Annotated in this window: 11 protein-coding genes and 1 tRNA gene; 2 read left to right on the top strand and 10 right to left on the bottom strand. The window is 53.1% G+C overall.

Going from position 1 to position 11878, the window contains the following annotated elements; genetic code table 11:
- Positions 1-116: 116 nt before the first annotated feature.
- Positions 117-192 (bottom strand) — tRNA-Ile (locus GF617_RS02125).
- Between the two features lie 125 nt (positions 193-317).
- On the opposite strand from GF617_RS02125, the gene mug reads away from it, so the two are divergent.
- Positions 318-824 carry a G/U mismatch-specific DNA glycosylase gene (gene mug / locus GF617_RS02120; RefSeq protein WP_203450961.1) on the top strand — a complete coding sequence of 169 codons (507 nt, stop codon included), beginning with the start codon at positions 318-320 and terminating at the stop codon, positions 822-824.
- A 30-nt stretch (positions 825-854) separates the two neighbouring features.
- On the opposite strand, the gene GF617_RS02115 is transcribed toward mug, so the two are convergent.
- The 5 genes from GF617_RS02115 to rpsU form a co-directional block, all read right to left on the bottom strand.
- Positions 855-2852, bottom strand: a complete 1998-nt coding sequence (locus tag GF617_RS02115; RefSeq protein WP_203450960.1) for a TonB-dependent receptor domain-containing protein — start codon at positions 2850-2852, stop codon at positions 855-857.
- Positions 2853-2862: 10 nt separating this feature from the next.
- The gene (locus tag GF617_RS02110) at positions 2863-3921 is read right to left on the bottom strand and encodes a YncE family protein (protein ID WP_203450959.1); all 1059 of its coding nucleotides are present in this window, start codon (positions 3919-3921) and stop codon (positions 2863-2865) included.
- 164 nt (positions 3922-4085) lie between these two features.
- Complete coding sequence (gene rpoD, locus GF617_RS02105) at positions 4086-5933, bottom strand: RNA polymerase sigma factor RpoD (protein ID WP_181620852.1); 1848 nt, start codon at positions 5931-5933, stop codon at positions 4086-4088.
- A gap of 263 nt (positions 5934-6196) precedes the next feature.
- Positions 6197-7942, bottom strand: coding sequence for a DNA primase (dnaG, locus tag GF617_RS02100; RefSeq protein WP_181620851.1), 1746 nt, complete (start codon positions 7940-7942; stop codon positions 6197-6199).
- Between the two features lie 115 nt (positions 7943-8057).
- Entirely contained in the window at positions 8058-8273 is a 216-nt protein-coding gene (gene rpsU, locus GF617_RS02095) for a 30S ribosomal protein S21 (RefSeq protein WP_001144069.1), read from the bottom strand.
- A gap of 236 nt (positions 8274-8509) precedes the next feature.
- On the opposite strand from rpsU, the gene tsaD reads away from it, so the two are divergent.
- On the top strand, positions 8510-9523 hold the full coding sequence (gene tsaD, locus GF617_RS02090) for a tRNA (adenosine(37)-N6)-threonylcarbamoyltransferase complex transferase subunit TsaD (RefSeq protein ID WP_203450958.1): 1014 nt from the start codon (positions 8510-8512) through the stop codon (positions 9521-9523).
- A 39-nt stretch (positions 9524-9562) separates the two neighbouring features.
- On the opposite strand, the gene ureG is transcribed toward tsaD, so the two are convergent.
- From ureG to ureE, 4 genes are read right to left on the bottom strand one after another with little or no spacing between them, the layout of a single operon-like run.
- Complete coding sequence (gene ureG, locus GF617_RS02085) at positions 9563-10180, bottom strand: urease accessory protein UreG (RefSeq protein WP_181620849.1); 618 nt, start codon at positions 10178-10180, stop codon at positions 9563-9565.
- Between the two features lie 9 nt (positions 10181-10189).
- Entirely contained in the window at positions 10190-10864 is a 675-nt protein-coding gene (locus GF617_RS02080) for an urease accessory protein UreF (protein ID WP_203450957.1), read from the bottom strand.
- Complete coding sequence (locus GF617_RS02075) at positions 10864-11403, bottom strand: HupE/UreJ family protein (RefSeq protein WP_181620847.1); 540 nt, start codon at positions 11401-11403, stop codon at positions 10864-10866. The genes GF617_RS02080 and GF617_RS02075 overlap by 1 nt, the downstream gene beginning before the upstream one ends.
- Positions 11404-11412: 9 nt before the next feature.
- A complete protein-coding gene (gene ureE / locus GF617_RS02070) occupies positions 11413-11871 on the bottom strand; it encodes an urease accessory protein UreE (RefSeq protein WP_203450956.1) in 459 nt (152 codons plus the stop codon).
- Positions 11872-11878: the final 7 nt, after the last annotated feature.

Genomic DNA, 11878 nt, shown 5'->3' with positions numbered 1-11878 from the left:
AATTCATGTAGGTTTTTTGCTGTTTAAATAATCAGTGATAATCGAAAAAAGTAGCCTATAAGTAGCCTTAATAAAACAAAAAGGACCTGCGATTTCTCGCAAGTCCTTGTTTTATTTGGTGGCCCCTGCTGGACTTGAACCAGCGACCAAGCGATTATGAGTCGCCTGCTCTAACCACTGAGCTAAGGGGCCGTGGCGGTGAATTATAGAGTAACTCTACGTCGCAATCCAGCCATTCACACCTGCCTGCTGTTTTTATAAACAACGCATTATCAATCCTTTATACTTCCGCAACGATGTATCGATCGGGAGTAAACATGATCAACGATATTCTGGCCCCTGGCCTGCGGGTGGTGTTCTGCGGTATCAACCCCGGAAAGTCTTCAGCACACACCGGTTTTCACTTCGCTCATCCGGGCAATCGCTTCTGGAAAGTGATCCACCAGGCTGGTTTTACTGACAGGTTGTTAAAGCCGGAAGAGGAGCAGCATCTGCTCGATACGCGCTGCGGGATCACCATGCTGGTCGAACGCCCAACGGTGCAGGCGAGTGAAGTGAATCTGCTTGAACTGCGCAGCGGCGGACAGGAGCTTATTAGAAAGATTGAAGACTACCAGCCAGCGGCACTGGCGATCCTCGGCAAGCAGGCCTACGAGCAGGCATTTAATCAGCGTGGTGTGCAATGGGGCAAGCAGAGCATTACCATCGGCGTCACGCAGGTGTGGGTATTGCCAAATCCGAGTGGCCTGAACAGGGCAACGCTGGATAAGCTGGTCGAATCCTACCGGGAACTGGATGAAGCACTTATCGTGCGGGGGCTGTAACTGCCGGAGCCTGAGGCTCCGGCGTCACTATCAGAACTCGAAGCGTGCGCCCATGTTGTAGCGGCGGCCTTCCAGTATCGAGGACTGGTTGTAGGACGTTTTGTAAATCGGGTTCACGTCGAACAGGTTATAGACACCCGTCATCAGTGTGATGTTTTTATTGAGATGGTAGCGTAGACCTAAATCAACCAGGGCATAAGCCTCTGTGGATGTCGATTTACCCGTGTCCGGCGTATTGCTGCGCCAGCTGGCTTTAGACCACAACTCCAGGTCATTAAGCGCATTCCACGTCAGTGACAGGTTGGCCATGCTGCTCGGGAATTCGTTCAGCGCCTCGCCCTTGTACTGACCGCTTTTTTGCTCGCTGTGAGTATAGGTGTAGTTTGCGTTAGCCTTCAGCGATGGTGTGACCTGCCAGTCGCCGTTCAGCTCCAGACCGTAGATTTCCGCGTCGCTGACGTTGAAATACTGGGAGACTTCTTCAGCTTCGTACCCGTTGTAGATACATTTCTGCGTGCCCGATGCGGTGCAGATGGTGTAGTCGCTGATCTTGTCTTTAAATTTGGTGAAGAACACGGTGGCATCCAGCTCCAGCGTGTCCTGTTGCCAGTAGACGCCCAACTCGGTGTTGACGCTTTGTTCCGGCTTCAGGTCGTCGTTACCGATCCCAATAAACGAATAAGGATAGGCGCCGTAGACGCTGGTAAAGCCTTCGTTGTTTTCACGCAGGTCGGGCTTCTTATAGCCCGCCGATACCCCGCCTTTCAGCGCCCAGCTTTCATCAATCGTCCAGTTACCGTAGAGTTTTGGCGTGACGTGATAGCCAAAGTAGCTGTCGTGATCCAGACGTGCGGACGTGGTGAGGGTGAAGTCCGGAACCATCATCCATGCGTCTTCGGCAAACAGTGCCCAGCCGTTACGGGTGATCTTGCTGACCGGTGTCACACCCGGAACTTCTTTGTCTTCGATGCCGAAAGTGTCGTCCAGCTCATTACGGGTGAAGTTGATCCCAAGCGTTAACTTATGATCGCCCAACGAAAGGGTGTTCGCGCTGTTGGCCTCGTAGTTACGCTGCTTGATAAACTGCGAGCTCATACCCGGCACGCGGTATTCGGTTTTGGCATTCTCGTAGCTGACGAAGTTTTTCGCTTCCAGCAGACCGTCACCGTACCACGCGTGCTGAGACAGTGATGCGGCATCACGATCAAAGTCCCATTGCCAGGCTTTATCGTTGTGTGATTTTACCTGATGTCCTTTGACGACATTCACATCCCACAGTTGGGTATCAGTCGGCGACATATTAATGGTCGCGTCCAGGTTGCCCGCCTGGTGCTTAACAAAGCGTTCATCGTTCTGGCTGTCATCATCGCGACGGTCAAGGTAATCTGCCGCCACGCTCATCCCAAGCTTGCCTGGAATGATGGGTCCCATCAGGAAGGCATTCGTCTGGTTGGTGTTGCCGTACTCACTCTTCTCCTGCAAGAAGTAATTATCTTCCAGTACGCCCGTCCAATTATCCAGGTTGTAGGCTTTTTTGGTGATGACGTTGACCACGCCTCCGATGGAGTCAGAGCCATATAGTGAGGACATCGGCCCACGGATCACCTCGATGCGTTCAATAGCGGCAAGCGGCGGCATAAAGGCCGCTTCGGTTCCGATATGGTGTCCGTAAGGGCGAGATTCGCGGGTCCCTTGTTTGATGCCGTTCACCATGTAGGAGGTGTAGGTTGAGTCCATGCCACGCATCTGCACATCACCCGTGGCAAGGCTTCCGTTGCCGTTCCCCACTAATACGCCTGGCATCTCGCGAAGCGCTTCGGTGACGTTCTGGTTAGAACGCGTATTGAGTTCTTTTTCACCCACGACGGAGATGGTGGCAGGTGCTTCGCGGCGTTCCTGTGCGAAACCGGTGGCGGTGACCACAAGCTGATCTTCATTTGCAGGTGTTTTGTCTTCGGCGAAAACAGCTGCCGGAAGGCTGGCAAGGGCGAGCGAAATCGCCAGTGCCGTACGTGTCTGGTTAATCACAAAGCAATCCTCAGAATTGAGTTAAATCGAGTTTGAGCACGTAATCAGCCTGGTTGGCTTTTTCGTCCTGTTTGACGCTGACATAAAGCGTTTTGCTATCAGGAGAAAGTGCCATGCTGTTTGGCATAGCTGCTGTTTTGATGGTGTGCTTCAGGCCGTAGGTGTTCGCATCGATAACACTAATCTGACGGGCATTGCGATGGGTGACATACACTTCGTTGCGCGCAGGGTTATAGATGGCGGCAATGGAGTTAGGTGTCTTGATACGATGGATAAGCTTGCCTGAGTCGAGTTGCACAACCAGCACGTCAGGCGTGTTGGTATCCGCGATAAAGCCCACGCCCTTGGCCGTGTTCAGGGCAATGTTCAGGAAGTAATGGTTCGCCTCGGAAGGGTCAACTTTTACGCGGGAGAGGAGCTGCGACGTTTTGCCATCCAGGGTGATCAGCTCGCCTTTTCCGGTGACGGCGTAAACCTTGTCACCTGACTCATCGACCGCAAAACCTACGGGATCCATCTTCGTGAGGGCATGCATTTCCTGCTGTTTCTGGGTATCGACAATCCACAGCATGCCTTTGTCTTCACTGCCAATACCGGACACGTAGAGGCGCTGGTGTTTCTTATCCAGGACCACTTCACGGACGTGTGCTTTATTCTTCGGATCGGCGTCGTTACTCAACTGGATTGTTTTTACTTCTTTGTTGGTGCGGGTATCAACCAGGGTAAGTGAGCCGTCCAGCGCATTGCCCAGATAGAGGATATGATTGGGTTCATCCAGCGCGACTGCAAAGGGACGTCGTTGAGTTGCGATCCGCTCATTAATCTTGAGATAGTCGGCCGCGAGCAGGAAGACTTCTCCGCTTGTTTTATCTTTATCAAAGGAGGGCGCTGATGCGGCATAGATCGCTTTTTGGTTTTTATCAAAAGCCAGCTCGTAAACCCCATGACCAAGTGCCTGGGACGTGAAATGGTTCTCTGAGAATTCTTTTGCGAAGGTTGCACCAGCGTGAAGCGTCAAGGAGATAGCGAGTGCGCAGAGGGTTTTATTCTTAAAAATTAAGGGGATCATGTAATTTTTCTTTACAGTAGTTTACGAAAAGAAAAATGATAATGAAAATAAATATCATTTACAATTTCATTTATTAATAATTTACCCTACCAATTTTTGTCTGTGGGCTGAAAATGCCAAAAAAAAAGCTCCCGAAAGGGAGCTTTTTCAGAACCGGAACAGTTTTAGTCGTCGAGGAAGCTACGCAGCACTTCAGAGCGGCTTGGATGGCGCAGTTTACGCAGCGCCTTCGCTTCGATCTGACGGATACGCTCACGGGTAACGTCGAACTGTTTACCCACTTCTTCCAGCGTGTGGTCGGTATTCATATCAATACCGAAACGCATACGCAGAACTTTCGCTTCACGCGCGGTCAGGCCAGCCAGAACGTCGTGCGTCGCAGCACGCAGGCTCTCGGTGGTGGCAGAGTCCAGCGGCAGTTCGAGGGTCGTATCCTCGATAAAATCACCCAGATGCGAATCTTCATCATCACCGATTGGTGTTTCCATGGAGATAGGCTCTTTGGCGATCTTCAGCACTTTACGGATCTTGTCTTCCGGCATCAGCATACGTTCAGCCAGCTCTTCCGGCGTTGGCTCGCGACCCATCTCTTGCAGCATCTGGCGAGAGATACGGTTGAGTTTGTTGATGGTCTCAATCATATGCACCGGGATACGGATGGTGCGCGCCTGGTCTGCGATAGAACGGGTGATCGCCTGACGGATCCACCATGTCGCGTAGGTGGAGAATTTATAACCACGACGGTATTCGAACTTATCTACCGCTTTCATCAGACCGATGTTGCCTTCCTGAATCAGATCCAGGAACTGCAGACCACGGTTGGTGTATTTCTTGGCGATAGAGATAACCAGACGTAAGTTTGCTTCAACCATCTCTTTCTTCGCACGGCGGGCTTTCGCTTCACCGATGGACATACGACGGTTGATGTCTTTCACCTGCTCGATGGTCAGGCCGGTTTCTTCTTCAATCTGTTGCAGTTTCATCAGGCCGCGCTGAACGTCTTCTTTAACGTCAAGCAGCTTTTCAGACCACGGCTTATTCATTGCGACAGCAGCGTTGAACCAGGTTTCACTGGTTTCGTTACCCGTGAACAGCGTGATGAAGTTCTTTTTCGGCATCTTGCACTGTTCAACACACAGTTTCATGATGATGCGTTCCTGGGTACGCACGCGATCCATCATCACGCGCATGCTGTTAACCAGGTAGTCGAACTGTTTTGGAACCAGACGGAACTGTTTGAACACTTCAGACAGCTTCAGGATCTCTTCCTGAGCAGCAGCGTGGCTCCGGCCTTTGGCTTTAATCGTGTCGCGAGCGAGTTCGTACTGAGTACGCAGTTCGCCAAATTTCTCACGTGCCAGTTCAGGATCGATGCTGTTGTCGTCATCGCTGCTGTCATCGTCGCCGTCTTCTTCGTCTTCGTCTTCGTCGTCATCCATCTCTTCCTGAGACAGTTCAGAACCAACGTGAGTCGCTGTAGGCGCCATGTCTTCTTCAGCGTTCGGGTCGACAAAGCCAGTGATCAGGTCTGACAGACGCGCTTCTTCTGCTTCAACGCGGTCGTACTGCTCCAGAAGATAGGTGATCGCTTCCGGGTATTCAGCAACAGAGCACTGAACCTGGTTGATCCCGTCTTCGATGCGTTTAGCGATGTCGATTTCGCCTTCGCGGGTCAACAGTTCAACCGTACCCATTTCACGCATGTACATGCGAACCGGGTCTGTCGTGCGCCCAATTTCGGATTCTACGCTGGACAGTACCTGCGCAGCGGCTTCTTCCGCATCTTCGTCAGTGTTGTTGGAGTTTTCGGCCAGCAACAGATCATCGGCATCCGGTGCTTCTTCCATCACCTGAATGCCCATGTCATTGATCATTTGGATGATGTCTTCGATCTGGTCTGAATCGACGATATCTTCCGGCAGATGGTCATTGACCTCGGCATAGGTCAGATAGCCTTGCTCCTTACCGCGTTGGACAAGAAGTTTCAGCTGTGACTGCGGGTTTTGCTCCATAAGACGGTATCCACACTTAATTCGTTTGATTGGTGTCGGCGGTGTTGCTGCCAACCTTTAAAGCGAGGGCGTACTTATATTTGTGCCGCTGCCTCTCAGTGCGGCTGCCGGGGGCTTCCCGATCGATATTCGGCACTTAAGCCGTTAAATACTTTATTCTTCACGTTGTCCCGGCGGATTTGTCATCCTGGTCATGCGCTAATGTACACTCCCGGAAATTCGTTCTTTTGCTGTCCTGGTACAACGTGAATGATTTTGTCTTTTTATTTCTTCGCCAGTTCCTGGTTTAACATCCAGAGTTCCCGGCGTTCTTCGCTGCTTAAACCGTGTGTGCGCTCGCGGGCAATCAACTCTTCCTGGCGCAATTCAAGCATCGAATCAAACATATGGTTCAGTGAGTCGGTGAACGTTTTTTCTGCGATATCTTTATCTGCTATATCGTCCCACATCGACAGTTTTTCAAGGGTGGCGGACTCTTTTGTGCCGCGATAATGCTCTAAAAGTTGTCCGGTGGTCAGACCTGGCTGAGACAGACAAGTGTTGACCAGTTCTGCAAATAAGCCAAGTCCCGGCAGCTTTTCATGGTTTAATCCTGCCAGCGGTGGCACTTGTGGTGCCAGCTCAGGGTTTTGTACCAGTAACCCTATCAGTATACGCATGGTTGTGCGTTTTAGCTGCGGCGCGGGGCGAACCACGCCTGTTTCAGCCAGTTTTGGCATTAAACGTTCAAGCTGACTGTCATCCAGAATACCGAGCTTGTTGCCGAGTTCCTGGCGCAGATAAATACGCAGTGTTTCACCAGGGACCTGAGTGATGAGCGGCAGTGCCAGCGTACTGAGCTGCGCGCGACCATCCGGTGTACTCAAATCTACCTGCGGCATCAGGCTGTTAAACAAAAACGTGGAGAGTGGCTGAGCCTGCTCCATCCGCGCTTCAAACGCCGCTTTGCCCTCTTTACGCACCAGCGTATCCGGGTCTTCACCATCGGGCAGGAACATAAAGCGCAACTGACGCCCGTCGGTCATATAAGGAAGCGCCGTTTCCAGCGCACGCCAGGCGGCATCACGGCCTGCCCGGTCGCCGTCGTAACAGCAGATAACGTTATTCGTCACCCTGAACAGCAGTTGGATATGATCGGCTGTCGTGGAGGTTCCCAGCGACGCGACGGCGTAATTAATGCCGTATTGCGCCAGGGCAACAACATCCATATACCCTTCGACGACCAGCAAACGCTGAGGTTCCGCGTTATCCTGTTGCGCTTCATAAAGACCGTAAAGCTGGCGGCCTTTATGAAAAATATCGGTTTCCGGGGAGTTGAGGTACTTCGGCAGGGCATCGCCCAGCACGCGTCCACCAAAACCAATCACCCGGCCTCGCTTGTCACGAATGGGGAACATCACCCGTTCACGGAAGCGGTCGTAGCTTCGTCCCTGGTCGTTGGTGACCAGCATACCTGCGTCGATCAACGATTTACGATCTTCGCTATTGCCACCAAAACGTTTTAAGACGTTGTCCCATCCGGGTGGTGCATATCCAATAGCGAAACGCGCAATAACGTCGTCGCTCAGTCCGCGCTTGGTCAGATAGTGACGCGCAGGCTCAGCAGCAGATTGCTTAAGAGACTGTTGGTAAAACGAATTCAGGCCATCCATTAACTGATACAGCGTTTGCCGTTGATGGCGCTCTATCTGACTGGGGCCGCTGCCTGCTTCATAAGGCACTTCAAGGTTGTGCATCGCCGCCAGTTCTTCGACGGTTTCAACGAACTCGAGCTTGTCGTAGTTCATTAAAAAATCGACGGCATTACCGTGTGCGCCACAGCCGAAGCAATGGTAAAACTGTTTTTCACCATTCACGGTGAAAGAGGGGGTTTTTTCGTTATGGAATGGACAGCACGCATGGTAATTCTTGCCTTGCTTTTTTAGCTTTACCCGCGCGTCGATGAGATCGACGATGTCGGTTCTTGCCAGCAAGTCATTGATGAATACGCGTGGGATTCGTCCTGCCATAGGCCCCGTGAATTTTTAGTAACTCTTAAACGAAAATAAGCCGCGCATTCCTTCCGGAAGCACGGCCTTACGACTATTACTCTGTCTGTAATTGAGGACTTAAGCCCTCAATCAATTAGTACAGACGAGTACGGCGTGCGTTTTCGCGAGCCAGTTTCTTCGCGTGACGTTTCACAGCTGAAGCTTTAGCGCGCTTACGTTCGGTCGTTGGTTTTTCATAGAACTCACGACGACGAACTTCAGCCAGAACACCTGCTTTCTCGCATGAACGCTTGAAGCGACGCAGTGCTACGTCGAACGGCTCGTTTTCACGTACTTTAATTACCGGCATGTAACTCTCACCTTTAATAAATTCGGTTTGCCGCTGGCATCAACGCCAGCTTATTTCAAAATGGTGCGGAATTTTACTGCAATTGCTGCTGCTTTGTAAAGCACCGACGTGATTTTGAAAGGGACTTTTATAAGGACAGGGAGTATACACGAACTGAGCACCAGGGGTGAGGAAAGTTTTACATCAACCCGCATTGGTCCTACACTGCGCGGTATTAGAGCGAGGTAAAATAAGTCATGCGTGTACTGGGTATTGAAACATCCTGCGATGAAACCGGCATTGCCATTTACGACGACGAAAAAGGGCTGTTAGCCAACCAACTGTATAGTCAGGTGAAATTACATGCTGACTACGGCGGTGTTGTGCCTGAACTGGCCTCCCGTGACCATGTGCGCAAAACGGTTCCGCTGATCCAGGCGGCGCTGAAAGAGGCCGGGTTAACGGCGAAAGATATTGATGCAGTAGCCTACACCGCAGGTCCTGGCCTGGTGGGCGCTCTGCTGGTTGGGGCAACCGTTGGACGTTCGCTGGCGTTTGCGTGGGATGTTCCGGCGATCCCGGTTCACCATATGGAAGGGCATCTGCTGGCTCCGATGCTGGAAGATAATCCGCCTGAGTTTCCGTTTGTCGCGCTGCTGGTTTCTGGCGGCCATACCCAGTTGATCAGTGTGACAGGGATTGGCAAATATGAGCTGCTGGGCGAGTCTATCGACGATGCGGCCGGTGAAGCGTTTGATAAAACGGCCAAATTGTTGGGGCTGGATTATCCCGGCGGCCCGATGCTCTCGAAAATGGCGGCACAAGGAACAGAAGGGCGTTTTGTTTTCCCACGTCCGATGACCGATCGTCCAGGTCTGGATTTCAGCTTCTCTGGCCTGAAAACCTTCGCTGCGAATACTATCCGCAACAATGATAACGACGATCAGACCCGTGCGGACATCGCTCGCGCCTTTGAAGATGCGGTGGTGGATACGCTGATGATCAAGTGCAAACGAGCCCTGGATCAGACCGGTTTTAAACGCCTGGTGATGGCCGGTGGTGTCAGTGCTAACCGCACGTTGCGCGCGAAACTGGCAGAGATGATGCAAAAACGTCGCGGCGAAGTGTTCTATGCGCGTCCGGAATTTTGCACCGATAACGGAGCGATGATCGCTTACGCAGGCATGGTGCGTTTGAACGCAGAGGCGAGAGCTGATTTGAGCGTTTCTGTGCGTCCACGCTGGCCGTTGGCGGAGCTTCCTGAGGCGTAATCTCTCACCCTCTCCCCACAAGGGAGAGGGTCTATTCGGCTACACCCGCAACATCCCTTTCTCTTCCAGAAACGCAATGATCGTCGCGAGGCCATCACCCACTTTCAGGTTGGTAAACGTCCATGGCCGTTCACCGCGCATACGATTAGTGTCGCGCTCCATTACCTCCAGCGACGCGCCGACGTAAGGGGCCAGATCGGTTTTGTTGATTACCAGAAAATCTGATTTGGTGATCCCCGGCCCGCCCTTGCGTGGGATCTTCTCCCCTTCAGCGACGTCGATAACGTAGATTGTCAGATCCGCCAGCTCCGGGCTGAAGGTCGCGCTCAGGTTGTCCCCGCCGCTTTCAACGAAAATCAGATCCAGATTACCGAATTTCTCGCTGAGTGCTTCGACCGCTGCGAGGTTCATCGACGCATCTTCGCGGATCGCGGTATGAGGGCATCCGCCGGTTTCTACGCCCACAATACGCTCTGGCGCCAGTGCGCCCGCTTCCGTCAGAATGCGTTGATCCTCTTTGGTGTAGATATCGTTCGTTACCACTGCCAGGTGATATGTGTCGCGCATTGCTTTGCAAAGCGCTTCCAGCAGTGCGGTCTTGCCCGACCCTACCGGGCCACCCACGCCAACGCGCAAGGGGTGTTTGTAATCAGCCATAGTGCATCCTCAGGAACGGAATAACCGTGAATATTGTGTTTCGTGTCGCGCAGAAGCGATGGCGGAAAGCGGTGTTGCTGCACCGAGTTCGTCATCCCTGCGCAAAAAAGCCTGTTCAAGACCGGCGGAAAAATGGTCGCTCAGTTCAATAATGAGCTGTTGCGCCGCCTGCTGCCCGAAAGGAACCAGTTTAACGCCTGCCATCACCGCGCTTTCAATCCAGCTATAGCCCAGGCTTAATGCCAGCTCGCGCGCGCCAATGCCCCACCGCACGCCGAGCCACGCCATACCGCACAACTGGCTTTGGGAAAACAGCGGTAGCCACTCTTTGGGTGAGTCTGGTTCCCAGCTTTTGATGAGGCGTGTAAACGCGGCGGCGCGATTGCGTTCTTCTTCGCGTAGCTCGCGCGTTTCCCGGCAGGCAAGGACGTATGCCGTCCAGCGTGTTGCGCGCGCAAGATCGTCTTGCTCACAGGCCTGATACAGACGAATAAACAGCGGCAGATCAACGCAGAAAAAGCTGTTATCCATCTGCTGTATTTGCCAGTGTTTGAACGCATCGCTGCTGGTGACCCAGCCAGCCTCTACTGCCCATTCCAGCCCCTGTGACCAGGTGAAAGACCCGACAGGCAAACTGCTACTGGAGAGTTGCATCAAGCGCAGCCACTGCCGTGTGTGCTCCATTAGCTCATCAGCGCCAGCAAGGCTGAGACAATCAGCCCACCGCCGAAGATTTTGCGCAGGCCATCATGGCGGCGAAGCAGTAATCCTGCGGCGAAACTTGCGCACAACACTGTGGCACTGGCGAGCATGAAACCGCTGGTAAACAGCCAGAAATTGTGGCCGGACATCTCCACACCGTGCGCCCAGCCGTGGAACATCGCCAGTGCGGGGACCGCCAATAAAAGCCGTTTTTCGGTCTTAAACATCATCACGCCACACACAGCCAGCGAAGCGATGATCAGCATCTCCATGCCGCTAAAACCACCGAACAGACTGCCGGCAATCGCCCCAACCAGCATCATGCCGAGGGTGGCAAAGGGCAGCAGCAGCTTGCGCCCGCTTAATGCGGAAAGCACGCCAGCGCCGGTCAACATTAACAGATGATCAAAACCGGTCAGGGGATGGAGGAATCCAGCCTGAAAGCTGTCTGTGCCATGCCCAGGATGCGCGAGCGCCGGAAGGGAAAAAGCCAGCAGTAACAGCGGTAAATACGTGCGCATAGGAGTTCCTTAATGTGAGTGGGCGTGAGAATGGCTATGAGCGTCGCTGGTGTAAGCGCCCGCTTCGGGTTCAAACGGCAGGTGGGCAAATGTCACCTCAAGGGCAAACTGGCGCAGCATGTCGTCGAGTACGTGATCGTGGTGGTAGCGAAGTTCACCGGGCATGATTTGCAACGGGACGTGGCGGTTACCCAGGTGATAACAGGCACGGGCGAGCAACCAGGGATCGGCGCAATGCACGACGGAGACCGATTCCGGCGCAGCAATCACTTCGATCACCTCGCTGCCATCTTCCGTCGCCAGAAGGTCGCCGCCGCGCAGCAGCAAGCCGCGAGGCAGCATTAGCCCAGCTTCGCGGCCATCGTTGAGTTCCACTCGGGCACGACTTTTTACCCGGACATCAATCGGCAGCGTGACGCTGGCGGTCGTGGGGTGAGCATGGTCAAGGCGTTGCGTTAAGGTGATCATCGTTGCT

The sequence above is a fragment of the Lelliottia sp. RWM.1 genome (genome assembly GCF_016859735.1).
Classification (GTDB): Bacteria; Pseudomonadota; Gammaproteobacteria; order Enterobacterales; family Enterobacteriaceae; genus Enterobacter.
This window is presented reverse-complemented; position numbering and strand designations above follow the sequence as displayed.

Bases quoted from the DNA above. Each gene is read 5' to 3' on its own strand.
- mug (WP_203450961.1), top strand. From the start codon at position 318: ATGATCAACGATATTCTGGCCCCTGGCCTGCGGGTGGTGTTCTGCGGT.
- GF617_RS02110 (WP_203450959.1), bottom strand. From the start codon at position 3,921: ATGATCCCCTTAATTTTTAAGAATAAAACCCTCTGCGCACTCGCTATC.
- rpoD (WP_181620852.1), bottom strand. From the start codon at position 5,933: ATGGAGCAAAACCCGCAGTCACAGCTGAAACTTCTTGTCCAACGCGGT.
- dnaG (WP_181620851.1), bottom strand. From the start codon at position 7,942: ATGGCAGGACGAATCCCACGCGTATTCATCAATGACTTGCTGGCAAGA.
- rpsU (WP_001144069.1), bottom strand. From the start codon at position 8,273: ATGCCGGTAATTAAAGTACGTGAAAACGAGCCGTTCGACGTAGCACTG.
- tsaD (WP_203450958.1), top strand. From the start codon at position 8,510: ATGCGTGTACTGGGTATTGAAACATCCTGCGATGAAACCGGCATTGCC.
- ureG (WP_181620849.1), bottom strand. From the start codon at position 10,180: ATGGCTGATTACAAACACCCCTTGCGCGTTGGCGTGGGTGGCCCGGTA.
- GF617_RS02080 (WP_203450957.1), bottom strand. From the start codon at position 10,864: ATGGAGCACACACGGCAGTGGCTGCGCTTGATGCAACTCTCCAGTAGC.
- GF617_RS02075 (WP_181620847.1), bottom strand. From the start codon at position 11,403: ATGCGCACGTATTTACCGCTGTTACTGCTGGCTTTTTCCCTTCCGGCG.
- ureE (WP_203450956.1), bottom strand. From the start codon at position 11,871: ATGATCACCTTAACGCAACGCCTTGACCATGCTCACCCCACGACCGCC.